We start from the raw sequence: 23,780 nt of genomic DNA, 5'->3' as shown, positions 1-23,780 counted from the left end.
TCAGGCGTCGTCATCCTTGCCAACGCAGGCCCGCTTGTTCATAACCTTCGGGGGTCGGACAAAACAGGGAAGGGGAACGCGATGGATGCAATGCGATCCGTAGGGACTTTGACAAGGGCCGATCTGGCCGAAACCATCAATCACAAGATGGGCTTTTCGCGCGCCGAGAGCCTCGATCTGGTTGAAGCAATTTTGGCCAAGATGTGCAGCGCCATGGCCGATGGCGAGAACGTCAAGATTTCCGGCTTCGGCAGCTTCGTGCTGCGCGACAAGAAGGAACGCATCGGTCGCAATCCCAAGACCGGAGTGGAAGTGCCGATCACGCCACGCCGGGTGATGACCTTCCGTGCCAGCCACAAGCTGAAAGAAAAGATCGCCAAGGCTTCATGACCGCAAATGCCTCCTCTGCCGGGCCGCTGTTCGACGACGGCAAGGCCGATGGGGCAATGCGCACCATCGGGGAGGTTTCCGCGGCCTTCGGGATCAAGCCGCATGTTCTGCGCTACTGGGAAGCGCAGTTTCCCTCGCTGACGCCACTGAAGCGCAGCGGCGGGCGGCGGCTCTACCGAGCGGAGGATGTGGCGATGGTCGAGGCGATCGACCGGCTGGTCAACCGCGAGGGATATACCTTGAAAGGGGCGAAGAAGGCGTTGCAGGCTGGCCCTTCTGCGGCGGTCGAAGCGCCCGCGCCAATGCAGCGACCGGCCGACGATTCGCCTCCCGAAATCACCACGCAGTTGCGTGCTATCCGCGACCGGCTGGCCGCCGCACTGAACTAACTTTCCGGCCCGAGCGCCGGGTCGAGATCCCGCGGGCGAGCGAAATGCACCAGCTTGCCGCATTCCGGAGCGAGATCGGCCCAGCTTTCAATATCGAGTTCGAATACCGCATAGGCGGCGGTGGGATATTTCTGCATGATCTCGTTGAACAGCGCCGTCTCGGCATCGGCCGGGACAAGCTCCATCGCCAGTTCCTGCAGGCCCGGATTGTGCGCCGCCAGCAGGACTGCGCCGCACTCGTCATCGAGGGTCCGCAGCAGCGCCATCAGCGTGGCGGCATCGGCAAGATAGGCGTCTTCCTCGAATCGTGTCGGCAGGCTTAGCCCGCTGGCTTCCAATGTACGCTTGACCCGTTCGGCAGGGCTCGCGAGCACCATGTTCCACTTCGCCCCGCTTTCCCTGATATGCGCACCCATCAGCGCGGCGCCCTTGCGCCCGCGCGCATTCAGCCCGCGATCAAAATCGCGTAAGGACATATCGTCCCAGTCGGACTTGGCGTGGCGCAGCAGGCCGAGACGTTTCAAAGGCCGATGTCCTCTTGCGGTTGCGGGGATTGCCGTTCCACCGGCGCAGACGAAACACCGCCCGCCAGCCGTTGTAAAGCCTCATCCAGCGTCACCCGCAACACTTTCACTCCCGGCGGAAAGGCCGACAGCAAGCGGGAGGGGAATGCAGGCGAGAGGACGATGAAATGCCCGCGATCGTCGCGGCTGCGGATCAGCCGCCCGAATGCCTGTGCCAGCCTGCCGCGAATAATCCGGTCGTCATAGGCCGATCCCCCGCCAGCGGCGCGCCGCGCCCGATGGAGGATGCTCGGCTTGGGCCAGGGCACCTGCTCCATCACCACGCAGCGCAAGCTTTCGCCCGGCACATCCACCCCATCGCGCAGGGCATCGGTGCCCAGCAGGCTGGAGCGCGGATCGTCACGAAAAATATCCACCAGAGTGCCGGTGTCGATCGGATCGACATGCTGAGCGTAAAGCGCCAGCCCTGCGCGCGCCAGCCGGTCGGCAATCCGTCCGTGGACCGCGCGCAGCCGCCGGATCGCGGTGAACAGCCCCAGCACGCCGCCGCCGCTGGCCTCGATAATCCGCGCATAGGCTCCCGCCAGTCCGGCGAGGTCGCCCTTGCGCACATCGGTGACGATCAGCACTTCGGCATTGCTGGCGTAATCGAATGGGCTTTCCGCCTGCGTCACACGCGGCTGGACGTCGATGTGCCGCGCGCCCGAACGCGCAATCGCCTCGGCCCAGTCGCGCCCGCTTTCGGTGCGGTCTGTCAGGGTCGCGCTGGTGAGCATCACCCCGTGCGCGCCTTCGAGCACGGTGCGCGCGAAGGGCTTCATCGGATCGAGGAAGCGGCGGTGCAGGCCGATATCGAATTCGCGCGAATCGTTGCGCTCCACCGCCAACCAATCGACGAATTCGGGATCGGTCGGGCCGCCCAGCCGGTTGAGCAGAGATTCCCAGGCCGCCAGCGTATCGATCCGCCAGCCGAGCGAGAAGCGCGCGCCTTCGATCCGCGCGCGGCCCTGCCCGTCGAGCCAGTCGGGCGGGTCCTCCAGCATCGCTTCCAGCCGCACGCCGAGCTTGATGAGCGGCAGGCGGATCGCCGTCAGTGCCAGAGCGGCCGTCTGAGCGCGTTCGACAAAGGCACCGTCCAGCCCCGCTGCCTCGGTCTCGATCCCGTAGCCCGCATCTGCTGCGCCGCTTTCATCGCGGGCGTAGGTCACCGCCCGCACGGCTGATAGTAGCGTTTCGATTTCGCCCGAGGGGGCGTTCTCACCCAGCCGCCCCAGCCAGCCTTCGCCCGGCAATGCCGATGCCGCATCACGCGCCGCCTCGATCGCCGCACCGCCAGCGTCGTCATAGCTGGCGACGTCCGCCAGCCGCGCCGACAGCCCGCGCCGCCGGCCCTTGGAACCGCGATCGGGGCCGGTGATCCAGCGGCGCAGTTCAACTGCCTCGTTACCCGTCAGCGCGGCAGCAAAGGTGCTGTCGGCGGCATCGAACACATGGTGGCCTTCGTCGAAGATGATCCGCGTCGGCCTTTGCGCATGGTCCCGCCCGCGCGCGGCATTGACCATCACCAGCGCATGGTTGGCGATCACCAGATCGGCCTGCGCGCTCGCGCGGGCGCTGCGTTCGATGAAGCATTTGCGGTAATGCGGGCAGCCTGCGTAGATGCACTCGCCGCGCTGGTCGGTCAGGCTGCGGATCGCGCGGGCGCGGAACAGGGTGCCGAGCCAGCCGGGCAAGTCTCCCCCGATCATGTCGCCGTCGCGGCTGTAGGCGGCCCAGCGCGCCACCAGTTGCGCGAGGATCGCCGCGCGCCCGCCGAAACCGCCTTGCAGCGCGTCTTCCAGATTGAGCAGGCACAGGTAATTCTCGCGTCCCTTGCGCACCACTACGGGCTGCGAGCCATCGGGGCGTGCTTCGGGCCATGCACGGCGGCTTTCGGCGCGCAGCTGGCGCTGGAGATTCTTGGTGAAAGTGCTGACCCAGACGGTGCCCTGCGCCGCCGTCGCCCAGAGCGAGGCGGGGGCGAGATAGCCCAAGGTCTTGCCGATCCCGGTGCCCGCTTCGGCCAGCAGCACGTGCGGGCGGGCCTTCCGTTCGCGGGGGGCGAAAATGCTGCCGGTGGCGCTGGAATAGAGCCGCTGTCCCTCGCGCGCCTCCGCGCCTTCGCCGGTCAGCCGCGCCAGTTGCCCGTGGATGGCTTCTTCCTCGATCAGCACGTGGCCGGGTTGCGGGCGTTCGGGGCTCTCGGACCATTCGGGCAGGCGCGAAAACAGCCACTTCTCGGCCTTTTCCGGGCGGGCAATGTGCGGAGCGATCACCTGCGCCCAGGGCCAGCGCAGCTTGGCCAGCGATTGCAGCACGCTCCATGCGCCTTCGCGTTCCGGCCAGTCCGCTGCTTCGCACCGCGCCAGCAGCATGCCCGCAGCCATTTGCAGGAACGCGGGCACGTCCGCGCCGTCTTCCGGCTCGGCCAGTCCCAGCGCATGAGCCATGCCCTTGGGCGTCGGCACGCAGAATCGCGCGGGATGGACGAAGGCGAACAGTTCGAGCAGGTCGAGCCCCGAGAGGTCGGGATAGCCCAGCCGCGTCGCCACCAAAGGGGCATTGAGCAGCAGGTGCGGCGTGTCCGCAGCGGCCATCACCGCTTCGCCCTTCGATACGCCGCGCGTGGCGCCATCGGCCGCGCGCAACCAGCTGCCCGAATGGCTGGCATGGAGGGCGGGCAGCGGCACCGGTTGGGGGAGGGGACTGGGCATCGGGCGCACTATTGCGGTTGAGAACGAAAAGTAAACGGCGGAAACGGTCCCGCCGAAATTGCGTCAGCGGTAGCGAAGGTTATGCCCCCGGAAAGAGGGAGCGATGGAATGGCGAAATAGCGCCGGACCTTTGATAACACCGATCGCCGGGAACGCAGGCTGAGGGCTTTACGCGGCGGAGCGGGTTGAAATCGCGGCAGGAGCCGTGCCGATGAACAGGCGTTCAGGCAATCGCGCGCATCGTTGCGCTATAGCCATCCCGCCATGTCCAGTATCTACCGATGTCGCCTGCCCATACTGCTGGTCGCCCTGTCCGCAGTGCCCGCGGCTGTTTCGGCGCAGGATCAGCCGATCACCGTCCAGCAAATGCCCACGATACCCGACGATTTCTCCCTTCCGCCGGGCAGGGGGGAGGCAACCCCGACGCCCGCGCAGGCTTCGCCTGTGGTCCAGCCTATTCCAGAGGAGACGCCGCAGGAAGCTGCGGCTCCGGTGCGGGAGCGGTCTCAGCCGTCCGCACCAGCAAGTAATCCCACCTCGGCGCCGCGGACTGTTGCGCCCTCGGAAGCGCGACGTCCGTCTGCGAACGTGGTGCCGCCACCTGCAAGCCAAGCCACTCCCGACGCCACTGACGGAGAAGTGGCAGCGCCGCCTGCGGAGCCCGTGTCTGTCGAGCCGAGGCCACTTCCCGAAGCGGAATCGGTCGAAGTAGACCAATCGGGCGGTTTCAATTGGGCGCTGGTGGGGCTGCTCATTGCGGTTGCGGCGCTGCTGGCGCTCGTTCTGTTTCTCCGGCGGCAGAAGGTTCACACCGTGCCTGTGCAGGTCGAGCCGATGTCTCCGGCAGCCCTGCCGGTCGCCGAACCCGTCGCTCCCGAATCGGAGCCCGCGCCGCCGCCTGCACCACCGTCGCCCGCCAACGGCGATGGATTGGTTCACGCGCGCGTGCCCCAAAGCGGGTTCGTCACCACCAACCTTGCGGCCAAGCGCCGCGTGCAGGAGGCTGCCCCGCCGGTCCAGCCGAAGCGCGTCATCCGGCCCCCGGCAGTGACGACGCGGATCTCGTTCGACGGGTTCTAGCTGCGCGGTCGGCAGACCCAGTTCGCCGGATCATTGGCGTCACCGCTGCCCTCGTAATACGCCACCGATGGCCAGGCGCAGTGCGGGCGGGTGAGCGAGCCATCGGCCTTTCCGCCGATCAGCCGCTCGGGCGCGAGGCCGCTCTCCATCCAGTCGCTCATCGCGCCTAGGTAGTCGATCATGTCCGCGCCGGGGCCACCCGCACAGTGGCCCATGCCGGGTACGGTGAAATAGCGGAACTGCTCGCCCGATTCGGGGTTCTGCGCCGCCACTGCGCGGGCATAGTCTTCGGATAGGACTGGCGAGGGGCCGGCGTCGTTCTCGCCGTGCCACAGCATCAGCCGCCCGCCGCGTTCGAAGAAGGCGGAGAGGTCCGGCTCCTTCGCCTCGTACATGGCGGCGAAGGGTGAATTGCGCACGGTAAGGTAGTTGGCATCGGTAAAGGCAGTCCAGTCCACCGCGCTTGCGCCAAAAATCACCGGCTGCAACCCCATCAGCCCGCCGCCGCGCGTGGGGTCGGCATTCTGCCCGCTGCCGTCGGTGCGGTTGAAGAAGCCCCACGATGCCTCACCCCCAGGGCGCATCGGGTGCATCGCCCAGGAGCCGTCCGACGCGCGGATGCCGCTGTAGATGGTGGTGAGCGCGGTGACCTGCTGCGGGCTGAGGCAGCCCTCGCTCTGCCCTGGCTGGCATTGGAGCGTGCGCGGCTGGAACTGGCACTGGTCGGGCGCATTGATGATGCCGTCTTCCAACCCATCATCCGCGTCGCACTGGGCGAGCGAGGCATCCTGCACCAGTTGCAGGTCCGCTTGCGAGAAACCTGCGCCCGGCACGGCGAAGGTCTGGTTGCGCAGCACCGCGCTGGTCTGCACTTGCAGCGTATAGACCGGCGCACCGATGATCGCCGCGTCGTAATCCGCCGGATAGCGCTGCACTTCCATCAGCCCCATCCGCCCGCCGGTGGAACAGCCCGAATAGACCGCCTCCTCGTGCGGACGACCGTAGAAACTGGCGGCCACGGCCTTGCCCGTTTCGGTCATCGTATGGATCGCGCGGTGGCTGAAATCCTCGGCCTGTATTGGATTGATCGTCCATTCGTTGCCCCAGGCATTGGTGCTGGTGTGGCCGCCGTTGGTCTGCATGGTGGCAAAGCCTTGCATGAGGCCGTCGCGTGCGCCCATCAGGGTGGTGTTGCCCAGCCACGCCCCGCCGCCGATGCCGAGCACGCGACCGTTCCAGTCTGCGGGCAGGCGATAGACCACGCCGATGTTCGATCCCTCGACGGGGTGCAGCGTGGCGCTGACTTCGCAGAAGGCAGGCAGGCCATCGGTGGCAGCGATCCACTGCGCGGTGGCGGGCGATCCGTCGACCCGGGTGATTGCGGCGCAACCAGCGGCATTGGCCGTCGCCGGGCCGCTAGCCCGGTCTGGCGCTGTGGAGCAGGAGGCCAGCGCCATTATAGCGATAGCGGTCAGGCTGGCGGTAGCAGTGATGTTGCGCATTGTGCTTCTCTCCTCATTCCCGAGCGGAGAACTGCCACAGCAGGGAGCGCCTGCCAACGCTTTCGTTGACTAAGTCTGCAATCCGTTCCGGGCTGCGGGGTCGACGTCTGTCGTCTGTTCCAGCCGCAACGGCTTGGGGAACATGTTGGTCACGATGGGGAAAGGAATTTCGATTCCCGCGGCATCCAGCCCCTTCTTGATCGCCTTGATTGCTTCGCTCTTGGTTTCCCGCAGGTCGCGGGATGCGGACTGGGCATACCACTGCACGAGAAAATCGATCGAGCTGCCGCCGAAAGCCTGCGCGTAAACCACGACCGGGCGCTCCTTCACGATCGCATCGACCGTTTCCATCGCCTCGGCAATCGTCCGTTGCGCCAGCTCCAGATCGGCATCGTAGGAAACGCCGACGATCACATCGTTGCGGCGGATTTCCTGATCGGTGAGGATCTGCACCGGGTTCTTGAACAGCATCGCATTGGGCATGATCGTCAGCTCGTTGGAGAGCTGGCGAATATAGGTTTCGCGCAGGGTGATCCGTTCGACCTTGCCCAACACACCCTCGACTTCGATCAGGTCACCGATCCGCATCTTCTCGCGCAGCATGATGAGCACTCCGGCGAGGAAGTTTTCGAAGATGTCCTGAAATGCAAAGCCGATCGCCAGCGCGCCTATGCCGAGGCCCGCTATCAGTCCTGCGGGGGTGAAGCCGGGGATAGCCACGATCAGCGCCAGCATGATGCCTGCGATCCAGATCACCAGCTTGGTGAGCGTGTGGATCAGCTGGCGCAGGTCTTCGCGCAGGGTCGTCCTGCCGATCAGTGCTTCGGCGATCTTCCCGGCAAATTTTGCCACCAGCCAAGTCAATACGAGGACGATCACGGCAATCGCCAGATTGGGTAGTGCCGCGATCAGGCCCGCCCACATTGAATTGACCTGCTCGCGCAGGATGGTGACATATTGCAAGGGAACCCCCGGTTGTGACGTTTACAACTGAACGCAGGGAGGGCGGCGGTGTTCCACCAGCCGCCCCAGGTCCAGCCTTGGTGCTCCAGAGGTTTCCTTCACCAAGCCTGTCAGAAGATGAAATCGGCCGCCTGCAATTCCAGGTTTTGCATGACGCGGATTGCGTAATCACCGGCGCCATCCCCGTCATAATCGATGTGAACGAAAGTCAGTCCGCCGACATTCTCGTAACGCACTTCGGAGCCGGTGCCGCTGAACCCGGCCTCTCCAACGAAGGTGAATTCCGTTGTCGGCGTTAGTGCCGACAAGTCGATCACATCGGAATCGGCTTGTGAAAAATCGGTAATGATATCGTAGAGTGTCGAGCCGCCCCCACCGGAAAAATCGGCAACAGAGCTGAAGGTAAAGGTATCCGCGCCTGCACCCCCGGTCATGATGTCGGCACCTTCGCCGCCAACGATTTCATCATCGCCGTCCCCACCGTTGAGGACATCTCGCCCGGCTTCTCCAAACAGAACGTCGGCATCCGCGCCACCGTTCAGGGTATCGACACCATCGCCGCCGTAAAGCCGATCGAAGCCGTCGCCGCCGTCAAGGAGGTCGTTACCTGCTTCGCCGTAAAGGGCATCGTTGCCCGCGTCGCCGTTCAGCGTGTCGGAGCCTCGCCCGCCGAACAGGCTGTCGTTATCTGCCCCGCCGTGAAGTGTATCGGAACCGCCGTCGCCGTTCAGCGTATCGTCGCCGTCATCGCCAAACAGGATGTCGGCACCGTTGAAGCCTGTCAGCGTGTCATTCCCCGCGCCGCCGCGCAGAGTGTTGGCAAGACCATTGCCGACAATCCGGTTTGCCTCCGCATTCCCTGTGCCGTCGGTCGCAGCGCCCCACAGGCGCAGGTTTTCGACATTGTCGGTGAGCGTGTAATTGATTGTCGAGAAGACCTGGTCGGTACCTTCGCCCGGCAGTTCGATCACTATATCCCCGGCATCATAGACCAGGTAGGTATCGTTGCCCGTTCCCCCTGACATATTGTCGCTTCCCGGACCGCCGTTCAGCCGGTCATTGCCGGCACCGCCCGCCAGCGTGTCGTTGCCAAGGCGTCCCGACAGGACGTTGTCATTGCCATCGCCGTTGATGGTATCGTTCTGGTTGCCGCCGATGACGGTCGAGGCAAACGCATTGGCGCTCAGGGAAAGTGCGTCGATTTCACCGAGCTGGATCGAAAACGCTTCGCTGCCCAGTTCGGTGCCGATAGGGTAGGTCCCATCGTATCCCATCACCGCGCGACCGGTCATGTCTGGCAATGCGAAGGTTGTCCTGCCATCACCGCCGTAAGTCGTGCCGATCAGCGAGAAGAGGGCGCTGTTCTCGGAAATCGACAACAATTGCCCGGTCATCCGAATAGCATTGTTGAAGTCGGTATAGCCGCCCGCAAAATAGAACATTTCCGACATTGTCGGCTCTTCGCCATCGAAGTCGCGGTCAAACGATGGATAGAGGCCTTGTGTGGTGATGAAGTGGTGCAGGACCAGCGATGGCCCCATGTTGCTGACAGGGATGCCGGATCCACCCAGCTCGCCGGGGAGGTTGGCTTGGGAAAGGGTGGTGACATCTCCCCCGATCTGTTCTCCCAGCGTGAAGCCTGATCCCGAACCGATCGGAGTACGACCGCGCAGGTCCGGCAGGGCGAATGTGGTTACTCCGTCACCGCCGTATGTGGTGCCGATGACGGCGAACAAGGCACTATATTCTGAAATCTGCAAAAGCCGACCGTCTGCGAACATTGTCGAGTTCGGCGCGAAATTCCCGGCAAACTGGGACACAACCCCGATCGTCTGCGGCGAGATTCCGCTTCCCGGGAAGATGCCTTCGACATTGATGATCCAGCTTGTCGCCAGCACCTGTTCCTGATTGTCGAAACCCAGGCCCTGACCCCCGGCCGTCAGCGGCAGCACCGAAGCGTCAAGCGGAATAGTGTTACTGCCCACGCGATCGCCGACGAAATAATTGCCCAGAAAGGAAAATCCCTGACCGACGCCGAGCCTGTCACCGAAGTCCGGCAATCCGAATGTGGTGCGGCCATCCCCGCCATAGTATGTGCCGAGAATCGAAAACAGGGCTGTGTTCTGGGAAATCGCAAGCAATCGCCCGTCTGTTTCGGAGGGGATCAACTGGTTGGCCGCAGCATAGGTGCGAACGTAACCGATGCTGGCATTGGGAAAGCCCCCGTCCCGGGTGGGATAAATGCCGTACAGCTGGATCGCCTTGTGAAAAACCGTCGATGGTTGAAGGTTGGACTCAGACATTGCTTTTTTCCCCGGTCGAATGGCCTTTACATATTCGCGTTACACCTGTTTTCGCGATTGCCAAGCGGATATGCGGCGCAAGCCACAGCGCAACTTTCGGCTAAACGCGGCCTTGACTGCGTCGCCAATCTTCCTGCGCCAGTTCCTGGTCTGGTTTCGTCGGGCTGACGTCGCGACGGGCCTTCGCTCTTGCAACATGCACATCCTTGCGCAAAGGCCGCAGCCATGTTCGACCCTGCGCTGATCGCTGCCGCCCGTGTTTCCAAGTCCTGGCCGTTTCAGGAGGCGCAGCGGCTTGCCAAGCGTTACCCCCAGGGCAAAGCCGCCAAGGATGGTTCGCCCCTGCCGGTGCTGTTCGAGACCGGCTACGGCCCTAGCGGCCTGCCGCATATCGGCACTTTCCAGGAAGTGCTGCGCACCACGCTGGTGCGCAAAGCCTACGAGATCGTCGCCAGCACCGACGGCGCTCCCGCGCCGACGCGGCTGGTTGCCTTCTCGGACGACATGGACGGCCTGCGCAAGGTACCCGACAACGTCCCCAACAAGGCGCTGCTCGAAGCCAATCTTCACAAGCCGCTGAGCCGCATTCCCGATCCGTTCGAGAAGTACGAGAGCTTCGCCGCGCACAACAATGCCATGCTGCGTGAATTCCTCGATCGCTTCGGGTTCGACTACGAATTCGTCGCCGCTTCGGATCGCTACAATTCGGGCGCGTTCGATGATGCGCTGCGGCAGGTGCTGCGCTGTAACCAGGCGATTCTCGACATCATGCTGCCGACCCTGCGCGAGGAACGCCGGCAGACCTATTCGCCCGTCCTCCCGATCAGCCCGACCACCGGCCATGTATTGCAAGTACCTGTCGAAGTGGTCGATGCCGAAGCGGGCCTGATCCGCTTCACGGATACCGACGGTAGCACGGTCGAACAGAGCGCGCTGCGGGGGCAGGCCAAGCTGCAATGGAAAGTGGACTGGGCGATGCGCTGGTACGCGCTCGGCGTCGACTACGAAATGTACGGCAAGGACCTGACCGACAGCGGCGTGCAATCGGGCAAGATCGTCAGCGTGCTCGGCGGGCGGAAGCCCGAGGGGCTGATCTACGAGCTGTTCCTCGATGAGAACGGCGAGAAGATTTCCAAGTCCAAGGGCAACGGCCTGACCATCGAGCAATGGCTCGACTATGGGTCAGAGGAAAGCCTCGGCTTCTACATCTTCCCCAATCCCAAGAGCGCGAAGCAATTACACGTCGGTGTGATCCCCCGGGCGGTGGACGAATACTGGCAGTTCCGCGCCGCGATCCCGACGCAGGACGTGGACAAGCAGCTCGGCAATCCGGCGTGGAACCTGCTGCGGGTGAAGGACGCCAGCGGTTCGCAACCGCCCGTGGGGGCGGGGGAGAGCCTGCCGGTCACCTATGGCCTGCTGCTCAACCTCGTCGGAGTGCTGGGAGCCGAAGCGGACCGGGCGCAGGTGTGGTCCTACCTCGGCAACTACGTTGCCGATGCGCGGCCGGAGGCACATCCGGCGCTCGATGTGCTGGTCGGCAAGGCGCTGGCCTACAACCGCGATTTCGTCGCCCCGACGCTGGTGAAGCGCGCTCCGTTGGCGAACGAAGCGGCAGCATTGCGGGCGCTCGATGCGCGACTGGCGCAGGTCGATCCGCACATGGCGGCGGAAGACTTGCAGACCATCGTCTACGAAGTGGGCAAGGACGAGGCCTTCGGTTTCGAGTCCCTGCGCGACTGGTTCCGCGCGCAATACGAAACGCTGCTGGGTTCCGCCCAAGGGCCGCGCATGGGCAGCTTCATCGCGCTTTACGGGGTGGAGAACAGCCGCAAGCTGATCGCCGAGGCTTTGGCGAGATAAGCCTTCCTCGTCATTGCGAGGAGCCGAAGGCGACGCGGCAATCCATCTCCTGCGGTTTGCTGTAAATGCAGGGTCTGTAGATGGATTGCTTCGCTTCGCTCGCAATGACGAAGCCGGGAATCAATACCAGCGCTTGGTCCGATACCAGCGGGTGATAATGTATTTGCACCCCGCCACCACCGGGCGGCCCGCGTGCATCGTCAGCGGATTGGTAATCCCGTTCCGGTCGGCATTGTTCCATGCCAGCAGCACACCGGGCTTGGGCTCTAGCGAAAGGCCAATCTCGGTAAAATCGGTCGTGCCGCCTGCCTCGACGTGGTTGAGGAACACCATGGTGGTGTAGCTACGTTGCCCGCCGCGATGCATTTCCAGGTCCCAGTAGGTGGTGCCGGGATGGAACCAGTCGTGGTGCGGCTGGAATTCCTGCCCCGGCATGTACCGCTGGCCCTGGATCGTCTCGCCGAAGTCGGGGTCGATATCGAGCAGGTCGTCGATCCGGCGGCTGATCTTCCTGACGAAGGGATCGGCGGGATCGACATCGCCCGAATAGCTGGTGCGGTAGCCATCCGAATAGTCGAGTTCGAACACCCGGCTCGGCTTGGCGGTGGCGTCGATCAGTTCCATCATCTTCGCGCATTCGGCGGGCGACATGAAATCGCCCACCGCGAACAGCTCCACATCATCGCTCGGCACCTTGTAGGCGGCGGGATTGGCGGCGAGGCGGGCGCGCACGCGATCCCCCACTTTCCTGAGGCCCGCCTGATCGGCGTTGGGCGGATATTTGCTGGCTGCCTTGCTGGTCATCTCAAGGCCTGCTTTTCCATTGCTTTCGCCCGGAGGCAAGAGCACGTTTGCGCCGGGATCGGACATTGCGCGGACTGGGGAGCGGGAAGCATGGGTGAGACGAAGCGATATTCCGGAGTGGCGATGCTGCTCCACTGGCTGATCGCGATTGCGGTGATCGTCAACTGGCGGCTGGCCGAGGCGGCAGATCACACCGATGTCCGCGCCGACGCCGAGGCCTATATGGGCAACCACATGGCGATCGGGATCACCATCCTGGTCCTCACTCTGGTGCGGCTGGCCTGGCGCCTCGGCCACCCGGCGCCGCCGCTTCCTGCCGATTATGTCACATGGGAAAGGCTGCTTGCCCGCACGGTGCATTTCATCTTCTACGCGCTGCTGATCGGCTTGCCGCTGGGCGGCTGGCTCGCCTCGTCATTTTATGGGCAGGGCGTGGACGTGTTCGGCCTGTTCACCCTGCCTGCCCTGCCGGTGGCCGAAAGTCCCAATATCGGCGAGGAGATCTTCGATCTCCACGGCACCGGCGGGGAAGCGATGCTGATCCTGATCGGGCTGCACGTGCTCGGTGCGATCAAGCACATGGTGATCGACAAGGACGGCAACCTGTGGCGGATGCTGCCGTTCGGCACGCCCAAGGCCTAGCTGGAAATGCGAAACCCCCCGCCCTTGCGGGACGGGGGGCCATCACCGGCCACTCGCTCCGGCAATTCTAGCTCTTGGCCATGTCGCTGTCGTTACCAGAAGAAGTCGTAGATCACGTCCACCACTTCGCCGGTGTAGGTATCCACCAGCAGCACGTCGTCGTAATAGCGGACCCAGCGGTAGGGGCCGTAAACGTCGGGCAGGCGATACTGCCACGGATCGTTGATCCAGTAACGGCTGCCGAAGAACAGGCTGTCCACGTAGAAGCCGATGTTCAGGCGGCGGTAGCTGTAGTTCCGGTACGGCGAGTAATAGCTGCCAAGCCGGAAAATCGTGCGGTTGCTGGCGCGGTGCCGGTTCCAGTCATAACGGTTGTCGCGCCGCCAGTTGTTGCGATCCCAGCGGCGGTGATCCCGCCGCGCTTCCTGCCGACCTTCGCGATAGCCATCCCGATAGGAACCATTGCGATCCCGCTGGCGATAGTCCCGGCGATCCCGGTCCCGGTCACCCCAGTTGCGATCCCGGTCGCCTTGGCTCCGGTCGCGATCACGATCGCCCCAGTTGCGCTGGTCGCGGTCGCCCCGACGCTGGTCGCGGCTTTCGCCCCGGCGTTGATCGCGGTCGCCCCAGTTGCGGTTGCCGCCATTGTTATTCCAGTCGCGCTGGCCGCGATCCCGGTTTCCGGTATCTCGCTGGCCGCGATTGCCGCGATTGGTATCGCGATCGCGGTCCCCACCGCGCCGGTCCTGCCGCTGGCTGCCGCCGTAATCGCGGTTCTGCCGCGCGGTTGCACCGTAATTTGCCGGGCGTTGCGGAGTGGCAGCACGCGGAGCCGGAGCAGCACGGGCAGGCTGGACCCGCTCCGCATCTACCCGGGCACTGGCGCCCCGGCGGTCGCTTTGCGCGGCATCGCGCGAAGGCCGGTCACGGAACTGTTCGCCGCGATTGCGAGGCTGCGGAGCAGCGCGCTCCTGACCGCCACGATCATTGTTGCGAGCACGTGCCTGTCCGCCGCCGTTGCCCCGGCTCTGGCGGGCATCACGATTGCCCCCCCCGCCCCGGCGCTCACCACGCTGCTGCCGGTCCTGCCGCTGCGTTTCGGCAGCGGAATCGGCACTCGCGGCACTGGCCAGCGCGGGAAAAGCCGGCACCGCCATCGCGGCTGCCAGCGCGGCCATACCGCAGGACTTCAGGAATTTTGCGAGTTGCATTGCAACATCTCCGTATATGCTGACCAATTCCGCCCGAGTGCTGCGGCGCTGATGATTGTCGAAAAACTACCCCATTCAATGTCGCTATTTGTATCGAGTCGCGATGAGCAGTAACTGAACCGCTCTGGTTGCTCATTGTTCATATTGAAAGCAGTCTGGATGAACGCGACGGAACTGGCCGAAATCCGCGAGGACATCGCCCGGCATATCGCCGAGGGTGCGCGGAACCGCCGCTCGGCCATGCACACCCCGGTGATCGCCACCGCCGATGCCGATGCGCGGGTGATGGTGCTGCGCGGTTTCGATGCGGAAAGCTGGACGCTGCGCTTCCACACCGATGCCCGCTCGCCCAAGGCCATGCTGATCGGGGAGTGCGCGCCGGTCGGCGTGCTGTTCTACGATCCGGCGGCGAAGCTGCAAATCCGCGCGCGCGGGACGGGGCGGATCGAACTGGCAGGGCCGACTGCCGATGCCGCGTGGGAAGAGAGCACGCCCTTCGCAAGGCGCTGCTACATGGGGGAAGGGCCGGGGACATTGTCCGACGGCCCGACATCGGGCCTGCCCGACTGGATCGAAGGGCTGAAGCCGGATGAGGAGCAGCTCGCCCCGGCGCGGGCGAATTTCGCCGTGCTGCTGGTGGCGCTGGAGCAGGTCGACTGGTTCAGCCTCAGCAACGACGGCCACCGCCGCGCGGTTCTCGATCTGGTTGGCGGGGAGGCACACTGGGTGACGCCATAGGGTGTCCCCTGCCCTTGCCTGGCCGATGGCAATTGGCCCTACACTTCGTCACCCGGGGTCAGCCGCATGATGACCCGGCGAAGGGTGCGATAGAGCACCGTCACCGTGGCGGCGATCAACCCCACCATCACCACGGTTGCGGCAAACAAGCCGTCGTAAAGATAGGGATACCAGTCGGGCGGCAGCTTCTCGAACTCGCCAACGGGCAGCGTATAGGCGAGCAGCACGAACAGCCCGACCATCAGTGCGGCGGTGGCCAGCCGGGCAATCAGATCGACGCTGCGGTAGGTCTCGTCATCGAAATCCTCGTCCATCTTGCGCAGCATCCCGATCAGGGTGAGCATCAGCGCCAGCGTGGTGACCGAAGCGGTGACGATGGCCGAGCCCAGGTACAGCCCTGCGCGGCTCAGCGCCTCGATCAACTGCGTCGCCTCGGCACTCGAATAGACCGTCCCGATCGCCTCGCGCGCAGCATAGCCCAGTGCGCAGACGATCAGGAAAACGGCCATCGGCCAGATGCGGTTTCGCTTGGTGCCGGGATGTGCCATGCGGGATGAACGCGCGGGAGGGCCGGGGTTTCCGGATGGCTTCTTCGGGGGTGACCTCCGGACATCAAAGGTCAAACATCGTTCTACCTAGTCAGCTTCTTGTAGGCCACCCGCGTAGGCCGATCCGCCGCATCGCCGAGTCTGCGCCGCTTGTCTTCCTCGTACGCTTCGAAGTTGCCCTCGAACCATTCGACGTGGCTATCCCCCTCGAAGGCGAGGATATGCGTCGCCAGCCGATCGAGAAAGAAGCGGTCGTGTGAAATCACCACCGCGCAGCCCGCGAAGTTCTCGATCGCTTCTTCCAGCGCGCCCAGCGTTTCCACGTCGAGATCGTTGGTAGGTTCGTCGAGCAGCAGCACGTTGCCGCCCTGCTTGAGCATCTTGGCCATGTGCACGCGGTTGCGTTCACCGCCGGACAGCTTGCCGACGTTCTTCTGCTGGTCCGAACCCTTGAAATTGAACGCCCCGACATAGGCGCGGGTGGAGGTTTCGTGCTTGTTGACGGTCATGTAATCGAGCCCGTCGGAGATTTCCTCCCACACGTTCTTCTTCGGATCGAGGTGGTCACGGCTCTGGTCCACGAACCCCAGCCGCACCGTTTCGCCGATCTCCACCGTGCCGGAGTCCGGTTGTTCCTTGCCGGTCAGGATCTTGAACAGCGTGGACTTGCCCGCGCCGTTCGGCCCGATCACGCCGACAATGCCGCCGGGGGGCAGCATGAAGGACAGGTCTTCGAACAGCAGTTTGTCGCCATATGCCTTCGAAATCCCCTTGGCCTCGATCACCTTGCCGCCCAGCCGTTCGGGCACCTGGATCACGATCTGCGCCTTGCCCGGCTTGCGGCCGGATTGCGCGTCCTGCAATTCCTCGAACTTGCGCACGCGCGCCTTGCTCTTGGTCTGGCGCGCGGCCGGGGTCTGGCGGATCCACTCGAGTTCGCGCTGAAGCGCCTTCTGCTTGCCCGATTCCTCGCGGTTTTCCTGCTCCATCCGCTTCGCCTTCTTCTCCAGGTAAGTGGAGTAGTTGCCTTCGTAGGGATAGTAGGTCCCGCGATCGAGTTCGAGGATCCAGCCCACCACGTTATCGAGGAAGTAGCGATCGTGGGTGATCATCAGCACCGCGCCGGCATATTCCTTGAGGTGGTTTTCGAGCCACTGCACGGACTCGGCATCGAGATGGTTGGTCGGTTCGTCGAGCAGCAGGATATCGGGCTTCTGGATCAGCAGCCGGGTCAGCGCGACGCGGCGCTTTTCACCGCCGGAAAGTGACTTGACCGATGAATCCGAGGGCGGGCAGCGCAGCGCTTCCATCGCAATCTCAAGCTGGTTGTCGAGCGTCCAGCCGTCCACCGCATCGATCTTCGCCTGCAGGTCACCCATTTCGGTGCCGAGCGCGTCGAAATCGGCATCGGGTTCGCACATCAGCGCGGAAATCTCGTTGAACCGTTCGACCAGTTGCGCCGTTTCGCGCGCGCCTTCCTTGACGTTCTCGAGCACGGTCTTGGTCGGATCGAGCTCGGGCTCCTGTTCCAGATAGCCGACGGTGATGTTCTCGCCCGGCCATGCCTCGCCGGTGTAATCGGTGTCGATCCCGGCCATGATCTTGATGAGGGTGGACTTGCCGACGCCGTTCGGCCCGACAATGCCGATCTTCGCCCCGCGATAGAATTGCAGGTTGATATTGCTCAGCACCGGCTTGGGGGCGCCGGGGAAGGTCTTGGTCATGCCTTTCATGACATAGGCGTATTGGGCGGCCATCGGTCGGTCCTTCGTCGGGAATGCGTGTGGGAAGTGGTTGCGCGCGCAGATAGGGGCTGCGGGGCTTGCGGGCAAGCCGCGAGATGGAACCACTGCCGCGCACGGTCCGTTGCAGGGCCATGCTGCTCGAAGATCAATGGCCCGATGTGCTGCTGCGCGGTTTCGTGCTGGCGGCGGTGGCGCTGCTGTGGGTGGTTATGCTGGTACGGGTGGTGGGGCTGCGCTCGCTGTCCAAGATGACGAGCTTCGATTTCGTGATGACGATCGCGCAGGGTTCGCTGGTGGCGGGCGCTTCGCAGGCGAACGACTGGCAGGGATTCGCCCAGCCTATGGTGGCGATGGCAGGGCTGTTTGTCATGCAATGGGCGATGGCGAAGGTGCGCAAGATTTCCGATACTGTCGAAGCGGTGATGCAGAACGAGCCGGTGGTGTTGATGCGCGACGGGGTGATCATCCATTCCGCGCTGGAGCGCACCCGCGTGGCGGAAGGCGACCTGCGCGCGAAGTTGCGCGAGGCGAATGTCCTTCACCTGCAAAATGTGCGCGCGGTGGTGCTGGAGACCACGGGCGACATTTCGGTGCTCCACGGCGAGGGGCTGGAAGAGGCGCTGCTGGAAGGCGTGCAGAGAACCGACACCGGGCCGCCTGCAAAAGCATAACCGGAACCAAGTCCGGTATTGGGAATGTCCGCCATCGTCGCCAAATGCGCCCGATGCGGATTGCCATCATCGGGGCCGGAATGGCCGGACTTGCCTGCGGAACCCGATTGGTGAACCGCGGACACAACGTCACCCTGTTCGACAAGGGCCGCGGCCCCGGCGGGCGGATGGCGACGCGACGGGCGGAAGTGCACGGCACGACGCTGCATTTCGATCACGGGGCGCAGTATTTCACCGTCACCGATCCGCGCTTTGCCGAGCAGGTGAGCGCCTGGGAAGTGACGGGCGTGGTAGCGCGCTGGCCCGCGGCGGGCGAAGGCGCCTGGGTCGGCACTCCCGGCATGAATGCGCCGGTCCGGGCGCTGGCGCAGGCGTTGGAAGTGCGCTTCGGCGTGCGGGTGGAAGCGCTGGAGCGCGACGAGCGCGGGTGGCGGCTGGCGGGCGAGGACCTGCCTCGCGCGCGCTTCGATGCCGTGCTGGTGGCAGTGCCCGCCGAGCAGGTTGCCGCACTGGTCGCTCCTCACGCTGCTGCCTTTGCTGCTCAGGCCGAAGCTACTGTGAGCGAGCCATGCTGGACGCTCATGCTGGCCTTCGACGGCGCGGTCGATCACGCCGACACCCTGCGCAACGCCGGAGCCATCGGCTGGGCCGCGCGCAATTCCGCCAAGCCGGGGCGAGGGCGAGGTGAATGCTGGGTGGTGCAGGCCAGCCCATCGTGGAGCCGCGAATATCTGGAAGCCGAGCGCGATACCGTGATCGCCTTGCTGGTCGAACACTTCCGCCAGCAGGTAGGCGGCGCGCTGCCCGCAATTGTCCACGCCGATGCGCACCGCTGGCGCTATGCCCTGTGCGCCATCGCCGAAGGGGAAGGCGCGTTGTGGGATGCGGAACAGCGCATCGGGCTCTGCGGCGACTGGCTGGTTGGGCCGCGCGTCGAAGGCGCTTGGCTGTCCGGCATGACGCTGGCGGACATGGTGGAGGCGAATGGCTGATCTCACTGTCTGGTACGACGGCGCCTGCCCGCTGTGCCGCCGCGAGATCGCTTTCCTGCGGCGGCTGGACCGGCGCAGGGCGATCGGCTTCGTCGATGTCAGCGAGGGGCAGCCGGAGAATTGCCCGGTCTCGCAGGCGGACCTGCTCGCCCGCTTCCACGCCCGCGAGGGCACGCACGTGCTATCCGGCGCGGCGGCCTTCGCGGCGATGTACCGCAAGATCCCACTGCTGCGCCCGATTGGCGAACTGGCGCGGCTGCCGCTGTTCGACCGGCTGTTCGAAGCGGCCTACCGCACTTTTCTGGGCTTTCGTCCGCGATTGCAGCGATGGGCGGCCCGGCTTGGCTGAGCACCGCCCGCCTAATTTGCATGGCGGGATATGCGTCATTGCGGTTTGCCCCCGGCGCAGGGTAAGCCCTGCACCATGAGCTTCCCCGTCATCTTCGCTGTCGCCTGGGCCGTCATCCTCGGGCTGGGAGGCGGGCTGCTGACCAAGATCGGCCAATGGTACCGCGATCTCGCCAAGCCGAGCTGGCAACCGCCTGACTGGCTGTTTGGCCCGGCATGGACTCTGATCCTCGGCCTCGCCGCCTGGGCCTTCGTGTTGAGCTGGGATGCGGCAGAAGCGGCGGGGGAGACCAGCTTCCTGATCGCGCTCTACCTCGTCAACGGCGTGCTGCACTTTCTCTGGTCGCCGATGTTCTTCACCCTGAAACGCCCCGACTGGGCGCTGGTAGAAGTGCCGTTCCTGTGGCTCTCGATCCTTGCGCTGACGATATTCCTGCGCGAATACTCGGTGCTCGCAAGCTGGCTGATCGTGCCCTACCTCGTCTGGGTCAGCTTCGCGACGCTGCTTAATTGGAAAATCGTGCAGTTGAACAAGCCGTTCGGGCGCTGACAACGCGGGGTTCGCTGCGCTTTTGAAGGGGAATCCCCGGCGCCGGAACAAAGCCGCCAACTTTTTCGGAAACTCCCGGCCATTTATCCATTGGGAACCCATTGGACGAAAATGGAAGGAGACTCCGATGAACAGAATTATCCTGAGCAGCTTCGTTTCGGCGGCCGCTCTGAGCGTCGCAGCTTGCGAGTCCGAAGAGGAAGAACCTGTCCCCGTCGAGGATGTCGACACGATGGGCACCACCGAGCCGATGATGGAAGATGGTTATCCCGTCGCAGGCGATCTCAGCGCGGAACAGCAGGCCGCCTATGACGCGATGGACCGGCAAGCCACCAGCGATGAATACGACGCCAACCGTGAGGCCATGATGGCCGAAAGCGGCAATTCGGCCGGAACGGACACCGGCACCTCGTCGGGTTCGACAGGCAATGGCGGAAACGACAACATGGCGTCGTCCGGCAATTCGAGCACTTCGGGCATTCCACCGCGCAGCCAGATGGATTTCGCATGGCTCGATCGAAACAGCGATGGCCAGCTTTCCGTGGCCGAATATGCGATCTGGGCCATCCCGACCGATCCGACCCAGCCGGAACCCAACGACGAAACCCGGCCGTATCTGACACAGGACGAAATCAACACCGCAGGTCAGACGTTCTTCTATTTTGACGATGACGGGGACACCTACCTTTCCCAAGCCGAGTTCACGCAGGCGCGTAACTCCTCGCGTACTCCGGGTTAGGCCCCGCTGGTCAACTGCACTGCGAACGGGGCGGCTGGCGCAAGCTTGCCGCCCTTTCCTACAGTGTCTCACCCATGCCACAGGGTTTCGGCTCTTTGACATCGACGAATTAGCAATCCCGTCGGGCGGGCAAGCACTACTGGAAAGCAGCGATCTTGGTGTCACTTTAGTGTCAACTTTCGCTGCCGATGAACGCCCCGGCCGTTCCGGCTCCGGCCCGCCACCTGTAACGATCGTGCCTCCACACGAAATAAATTGACATTTACGCTGCGCTGCACCACATGGCCGCAATCGAGGCGCGCGCCAGCGTGAAGCGGTGGAACAGATAAATCCCACCCCGGCAGCCCTTCGGTCTTTTCCAAGAGACTTCCCTTTTCACGCGGGTCGTTTTGACACCCGCGCCGCGCGAGCTGTGACTCTGCGCGCCGCATATATTGCGAGTTACACAGACAACATGACTATTACTTTCGACCAGCTCGGTCTTTCGCAGCCTGTTTTGCAGGCGCTCGACATGAAGGGCTACAATACCCCTACGCCGATCCAGGCGCAGGCGATCCCCGCCGTGCTCGACGGGCGCGACCTGCTCGGCATCGCGCAGACCGGCACCGGCAAGACTGCCGCCTTCATGCTCCCCAGCATCGATAACCTGCGCAAGGCCGCCAAGCAGACACCTTTCAAGTCCTGCCGCATGCTGGTGCTCGCGCCGACGCGCGAACTGGCCGGGCAGATTGCCGACTCTGCCCGTGACTACGGTGCGCTGGCGGGGCTCAAGGTTTCGTCCATCGTTGGCGGCACTTCGGTCAACAAGGATCGCAACAAGCTGCACAAGGGCTGCGACATCCTCGTCGCCACGCCGGGCCGCCTGCTCGACCTGATCGACCAGAAGGCCTTCAACTTGTCGGGCGTCGAGATCCTCGTGCTCGACGAAGCCGACCAGATGCTAGATCTCGGCTTCATCCACGCGCTGCGCCGCATCAGCGAGCTGGTGCCTGACACCCGGCAGACGCTGTTCTTCAGCGCCACCATGCCCAAGACGATCAAGGAACTGGTGGGCAAGTACTGTCGCAATCCGGTCACCGTCTCGGTCACTCCTGCGGCCACTACGGCAGAGCGTATCGACCAGTACCTGTTCATGGTGCAGCAGGACGAAAAGCCCGCGCTGCTTGAAATGATCCTGCTCGAACAGCACAAGGTGCCGGGCAAGTTCGAACGGGTGCTGATCTTCACCCGCACCAAGCACGGCGCGGACCGGCTGGTGAAGCGTCTGGCGCAGGCGAACATCCCGTCGAACGCCATCCACGGCAACAAGAGCCAGCCGCAGCGGGTGCGTGCGCTCGATGAATTCAAGCGTGCCAAGACCCCGATCCTGATCGCCACCGACGTGGCGGCGCGCGGGATCGATATTCCCGGCGTGAGCCACGTGATCAATTACGAGCTGCCCAACGTGGCCGAACAATATGTCCACCGCATCGGCCGCACCGCGCGTGCCGGGGCGGAAGGGATCGCGATTGCCTTCTGCGCCGAGGACGAGCGTGCTTACCTGAAGGATATCTGCAAGGTGACCGATGCCGAGTTCGACCGTCTGCCGCTGCCGGAGAATTTCCGCGCCGTGGTGGAAGGCGTCGGCCCGACCAAGCCTGCGCCCAAGACCCAGCAGCAGCGGGTCCGCCCGCAGCCGCGCGGTGCTTCGGTAGAACGCCACGGCGGCGGCCAGCGCAAGCCCAACCGTGCCGGTCACGGTGGCCAGGGTCGCAGTGATGGCGGTCGCAGTGAAGGTGCGCGCGCAGAAGGCGGGCGTGGCCAAGGTTCGGGCGGACGCGGACGGCCTTCGGGCAACCGCTCGCGCGGCGGCGGCTCGGGCGGTCGCGGCTAACCTTTAGCCGACAGATCAAGAGGAAGGCGGGAGCGCTGCTTTGGCACGCTTCCGCCTTTTTCGTTTCATCCCGGTCCTAGGCAAATATTAAGTATCGCACCCCAAGTGTCGCTCCCATGATCAGGACCAAGACGACGCTGGTGGTTGGCGCAGGTGCAAGCTGCGAACTGCAATTCCCCGATGGCCGCGAATTGCTGGCGCGGATTGCTGCCGGGTTCGATTTCCAGCGGCTCGGCAGCGGGCTCGAAAGCGCCGATATTGCCGCGATGGATGCGCTTATCGGGGCGATTGCCAAGAAGGCGCGGGTGAAGAAGGAGGCGCTGCTCGAAGCCGGGCAGACGATCCGCTCCGCTGCGCGGATATCGTCCTCCATCGATGCCATTCTCGAACAGCACGGCGACAACCCGATGGTGCTGGCGGTGGGCAAGCTGGCCATCGCGCACTACACGCTGGCTTCCGAAGCTGCCTCGCCCTTAGAGGCGGAACCGCGCGATCCGGGCGACTTGCCGGTGCGAGGGCAGGAGAACTGGCTGTTCCAGATCTCGCGCGCTGTGGTCAACGGGGTCCCGCGTGCCGAAGCCGAACGCTGCTTCGACAACCTCTCGATCCTCTGCTTCAACTACGACCGCTCCATCGAGCATTACCTTCCCTGGGCGCTGCACATGGCCTTCGGGATGAGCCTGACCGACGCCCGCGCGCTGGTGGCGGAAAAGCTGCGCGTGATCCATGTCTATGGCACACCGGGTAAGCTGGAATGGCGGGCGGGCAAGCTGCCGGTGGCCGATTGGGGCGCTACCGAAGTGGATGATCTCGCCGCTGTTGTGGAGCAGATCCACACCGCTTCCGAACGCACTGGGGAGCGCGGGTTCAAACGTGCGATGGTAAGCGAATTGCTGCAGGCCAAGCGGATCGCCTTCCTCGGCTTCGGTTTCGATCCGATGAATTGCGCCATGCTGTTCGAAGTGCCGCTGGAACAGGGGCCGGACGTGCTCGTCACCATGCCGGGCGCGACCTCTACCGAACGCGCAGCCGTGCAGCGGCTGCTAAAGCGGCAGGCTGGGATCAGGGACGAGAGCCTTGTCACCATCGAAGACCTCCGCGCCTGGCAATTGCTGCGCGACTACGCGCCCTTCATCGAAAGCTAGGAAGCGT

Annotated in this window: 22 protein-coding genes and 4 pseudogenes; 13 read left to right on the top strand and 13 right to left on the bottom strand. The window is 64.2% G+C overall.

The genetic code is table 11. The features are described from left to right. Nucleotides 1–90 precede the first annotated feature (90 nt). Nucleotides 91–390: an integration host factor subunit alpha gene (locus tag JY451_03385; GenBank protein QZH76530.1), complete on the top strand. Its 300-nt coding sequence runs from the start codon at nt 91–93 to the stop codon at nt 388–390. Next, nucleotides 387–779 carry a MerR family transcriptional regulator gene (locus tag JY451_03380; protein QZH75658.1) on the top strand — a complete coding sequence of 131 codons (393 nt, stop codon included), beginning with the start codon at nt 387–389 and terminating at the stop codon, nt 777–779. The genes JY451_03385 and JY451_03380 overlap by 4 nt, the downstream gene beginning before the upstream one ends. Here the strand turns inward: JY451_03380 and JY451_03375 are convergent. Next, nucleotides 776–1,303 (bottom strand): histidine phosphatase family protein, encoded by a 528-nt coding sequence (locus JY451_03375; protein QZH75657.1) that lies wholly within the window; start codon nt 1,301–1,303, stop codon nt 776–778. The genes JY451_03380 and JY451_03375 overlap by 4 nt on opposite strands. Then, on the bottom strand, nt 1,300–4,056 hold the full coding sequence (locus JY451_03370; GenBank protein QZH75656.1) for an ATP-dependent DNA helicase: 2,757 nt from the start codon (nt 4,054–4,056) through the stop codon (nt 1,300–1,302). Before JY451_03370 ends, JY451_03375 begins: the two co-directional genes overlap by 4 nt. Nucleotides 4,057–4,719: 663 nt before the next feature. On the opposite strand from JY451_03370, the gene JY451_03365 reads away from it, so the two are divergent. Further along, nucleotides 4,720–5,136, top strand: coding sequence for a hypothetical protein (locus tag JY451_03365; GenBank protein QZH75655.1), 417 nt, complete (start codon nt 4,720–4,722; stop codon nt 5,134–5,136). Here JY451_03365 and JY451_03360 read toward each other — a convergent pair. The 7 genes and pseudogenes from JY451_03360 to JY451_03330 all read right to left on the bottom strand — a co-directional run bounded on the left by JY451_03360 (nt 5,133) and on the right by JY451_03330 (nt 9,904). After that, nucleotides 5,133–6,638, bottom strand: coding sequence for a tannase/feruloyl esterase family alpha/beta hydrolase (locus JY451_03360; GenBank protein QZH75654.1), 1,506 nt, complete (start codon nt 6,636–6,638; stop codon nt 5,133–5,135). The two genes, JY451_03365 and JY451_03360, sit on opposite strands and share 4 nt — an antisense overlap. Before the next feature lie 69 nt (nt 6,639–6,707). After that, nucleotides 6,708–7,601 carry a mechanosensitive ion channel gene (locus tag JY451_03355; GenBank protein QZH75653.1) on the bottom strand — a complete coding sequence of 298 codons (894 nt, stop codon included), beginning with the start codon at nt 7,599–7,601 and terminating at the stop codon, nt 6,708–6,710. A gap of 110 nt (nt 7,602–7,711) precedes the next feature. Next, on the bottom strand, nt 7,712–8,143 hold the full coding sequence (locus JY451_03350) for a M10 family metallopeptidase C-terminal domain-containing protein (protein QZH76529.1): 432 nt from the start codon (nt 8,141–8,143) through the stop codon (nt 7,712–7,714). Nucleotides 8,144–8,329: 186 nt separating this feature from the next. Next, nucleotides 8,330–8,626, bottom strand: a pseudogene (locus tag JY451_03345) (glycoside hydrolase). A gap of 252 nt (nt 8,627–8,878) precedes the next feature. After that, nucleotides 8,879–9,052: pseudogene (locus JY451_03340) on the bottom strand (tail fiber protein). 201 nt (nt 9,053–9,253) lie between these two features. Beyond that, a pseudogene (locus JY451_03335) lies at nt 9,254–9,382 on the bottom strand (tail fiber protein). A 270-nt stretch (nt 9,383–9,652) separates the two neighbouring features. Then, nucleotides 9,653–9,904 (bottom strand): annotated as a pseudogene (locus tag JY451_03330) (tail fiber protein). A gap of 225 nt (nt 9,905–10,129) precedes the next feature. Between JY451_03330 and JY451_03325 the strand changes: the two are divergent. Next, on the top strand, nt 10,130–11,767 hold the full coding sequence (locus JY451_03325; protein QZH75652.1) for a lysine--tRNA ligase: 1,638 nt from the start codon (nt 10,130–10,132) through the stop codon (nt 11,765–11,767). A 120-nt stretch (nt 11,768–11,887) separates the two neighbouring features. On the opposite strand, the gene JY451_03320 is transcribed toward JY451_03325, so the two are convergent. Further along, complete coding sequence (locus tag JY451_03320) at nt 11,888–12,571, bottom strand: 2OG-Fe(II) oxygenase (GenBank protein ID QZH75651.1); 684 nt, start codon at nt 12,569–12,571, stop codon at nt 11,888–11,890. A 90-nt stretch (nt 12,572–12,661) separates the two neighbouring features. On the opposite strand from JY451_03320, the gene JY451_03315 reads away from it, so the two are divergent. Continuing rightward, a complete protein-coding gene (locus tag JY451_03315; GenBank protein QZH75650.1) occupies nt 12,662–13,213 on the top strand; it encodes a cytochrome b in 552 nt (183 codons plus the stop codon). Nucleotides 13,214–13,305: 92 nt separating this feature from the next. On the opposite strand, the gene JY451_03310 is transcribed toward JY451_03315, so the two are convergent. Next, nucleotides 13,306–14,370, bottom strand: a complete 1,065-nt coding sequence (locus tag JY451_03310; GenBank protein ID QZH76528.1) for an RcnB family protein — start codon at nt 14,368–14,370, stop codon at nt 13,306–13,308. 294 nt (nt 14,371–14,664) lie between these two features. Between JY451_03310 and JY451_03305 the strand changes: the two genes are divergently transcribed. Continuing rightward, nucleotides 14,665–15,162 (top strand): flavin-binding protein, encoded by a 498-nt coding sequence (locus tag JY451_03305; GenBank protein ID QZH76527.1) that lies wholly within the window; start codon nt 14,665–14,667, stop codon nt 15,160–15,162. Between the two features lie 38 nt (nt 15,163–15,200). Here the strand turns inward: JY451_03305 and JY451_03300 are convergent, their stop codons facing one another. Then, the gene (locus tag JY451_03300) at nt 15,201–15,710 is read right to left on the bottom strand and encodes a hypothetical protein (GenBank protein ID QZH75649.1); all 510 of its coding nucleotides are present in this window, start codon (nt 15,708–15,710) and stop codon (nt 15,201–15,203) included. 83 nt (nt 15,711–15,793) lie between these two features. Continuing rightward, on the bottom strand, nt 15,794–17,467 hold the full coding sequence (ettA, locus tag JY451_03295) for an energy-dependent translational throttle protein EttA (protein ID QZH75648.1): 1,674 nt from the start codon (nt 17,465–17,467) through the stop codon (nt 15,794–15,796). Nucleotides 17,468–17,586: 119 nt separating this feature from the next. Between ettA and JY451_03290 the strand changes: the two genes are divergently transcribed. The 7 genes from JY451_03290 (at nt 17,587) to JY451_03260 (ending at nt 23,773) form a co-directional block, all read left to right on the top strand. Further along, a complete protein-coding gene (locus tag JY451_03290) occupies nt 17,587–18,126 on the top strand; it encodes a DUF421 domain-containing protein (GenBank protein QZH75647.1) in 540 nt (179 codons plus the stop codon). A gap of 53 nt (nt 18,127–18,179) precedes the next feature. Continuing rightward, nucleotides 18,180–19,118, top strand: a complete 939-nt coding sequence (locus JY451_03285; protein ID QZH75646.1) for an FAD-dependent oxidoreductase — start codon at nt 18,180–18,182, stop codon at nt 19,116–19,118. Beyond that, nucleotides 19,111–19,467, top strand: coding sequence for a DUF393 domain-containing protein (locus tag JY451_03280; GenBank protein QZH75645.1), 357 nt, complete (start codon nt 19,111–19,113; stop codon nt 19,465–19,467). The genes JY451_03285 and JY451_03280 overlap by 8 nt, the downstream gene beginning before the upstream one ends. A 75-nt stretch (nt 19,468–19,542) precedes the next feature. Beyond that, nucleotides 19,543–20,016 (top strand): tryptophan-rich sensory protein, encoded by a 474-nt coding sequence (locus JY451_03275; protein ID QZH75644.1) that lies wholly within the window; start codon nt 19,543–19,545, stop codon nt 20,014–20,016. 127 nt (nt 20,017–20,143) lie between these two features. Continuing rightward, complete coding sequence (locus JY451_03270) at nt 20,144–20,755, top strand: hypothetical protein (protein ID QZH75643.1); 612 nt, start codon at nt 20,144–20,146, stop codon at nt 20,753–20,755. A 454-nt stretch (nt 20,756–21,209) separates the two neighbouring features. Then, complete coding sequence (locus tag JY451_03265; protein ID QZH75642.1) at nt 21,210–22,628, top strand: DEAD/DEAH box helicase; 1,419 nt, start codon at nt 21,210–21,212, stop codon at nt 22,626–22,628. A gap of 116 nt (nt 22,629–22,744) precedes the next feature. After that, a complete protein-coding gene (locus JY451_03260; GenBank protein ID QZH75641.1) occupies nt 22,745–23,773 on the top strand; it encodes a hypothetical protein in 1,029 nt (342 codons plus the stop codon). Nucleotides 23,774–23,780 lie beyond the last annotated feature (7 nt).

Source organism: Erythrobacter sp. (genome assembly GCA_019739335.1).
GTDB lineage: Bacteria > Pseudomonadota > Alphaproteobacteria > Sphingomonadales > Sphingomonadaceae > Alteraurantiacibacter.
Note: the sequence above shows the minus strand (reverse complement) of the source record. Positions and strands in the feature narration are given on the sequence as shown.

Coding starts and splice junctions, on each gene's coding strand:
- JY451_03385 (QZH76530.1), top strand. CDS start 91: ATGCGATCCGTAGGGACTTTGACAAGGGCCGATCTGGCCGAAACCATC.
- JY451_03265 (QZH75642.1), top strand. CDS start 21,210: ATGACTATTACTTTCGACCAGCTCGGTCTTTCGCAGCCTGTTTTGCAG.
- JY451_03305 (QZH76527.1), top strand. CDS start 14,665: ATGCACACCCCGGTGATCGCCACCGCCGATGCCGATGCGCGGGTGATG.
- ettA (QZH75648.1), bottom strand. CDS start 17,467: ATGGCCGCCCAATACGCCTATGTCATGAAAGGCATGACCAAGACCTTC.
- JY451_03300 (QZH75649.1), bottom strand. CDS start 15,710: ATGGCACATCCCGGCACCAAGCGAAACCGCATCTGGCCGATGGCCGTT.
- JY451_03270 (QZH75643.1), top strand. CDS start 20,144: ATGAACAGAATTATCCTGAGCAGCTTCGTTTCGGCGGCCGCTCTGAGC.
- JY451_03310 (QZH76528.1), bottom strand. CDS start 14,370: ATGGCGGTGCCGGCTTTTCCCGCGCTGGCCAGTGCCGCGAGTGCCGAT.
- JY451_03285 (QZH75646.1), top strand. CDS start 18,180: ATGCGGATTGCCATCATCGGGGCCGGAATGGCCGGACTTGCCTGCGGA.
- JY451_03280 (QZH75645.1), top strand. CDS start 19,111: ATGGCTGATCTCACTGTCTGGTACGACGGCGCCTGCCCGCTGTGCCGC.
- JY451_03320 (QZH75651.1), bottom strand. CDS start 12,571: ATGACCAGCAAGGCAGCCAGCAAATATCCGCCCAACGCCGATCAGGCG.
- JY451_03315 (QZH75650.1), top strand. CDS start 12,662: ATGGGTGAGACGAAGCGATATTCCGGAGTGGCGATGCTGCTCCACTGG.
- JY451_03260 (QZH75641.1), top strand. CDS start 22,745: ATGATCAGGACCAAGACGACGCTGGTGGTTGGCGCAGGTGCAAGCTGC.
- JY451_03325 (QZH75652.1), top strand. CDS start 10,130: ATGTTCGACCCTGCGCTGATCGCTGCCGCCCGTGTTTCCAAGTCCTGG.
- JY451_03360 (QZH75654.1), bottom strand. CDS start 6,638: ATGCGCAACATCACTGCTACCGCCAGCCTGACCGCTATCGCTATAATG.
- JY451_03370 (QZH75656.1), bottom strand. CDS start 4,056: ATGCCCAGTCCCCTCCCCCAACCGGTGCCGCTGCCCGCCCTCCATGCC.
- JY451_03290 (QZH75647.1), top strand. CDS start 17,587: ATGCTGCTCGAAGATCAATGGCCCGATGTGCTGCTGCGCGGTTTCGTG.
- JY451_03380 (QZH75658.1), top strand. CDS start 387: ATGACCGCAAATGCCTCCTCTGCCGGGCCGCTGTTCGACGACGGCAAG.
- JY451_03275 (QZH75644.1), top strand. CDS start 19,543: ATGAGCTTCCCCGTCATCTTCGCTGTCGCCTGGGCCGTCATCCTCGGG.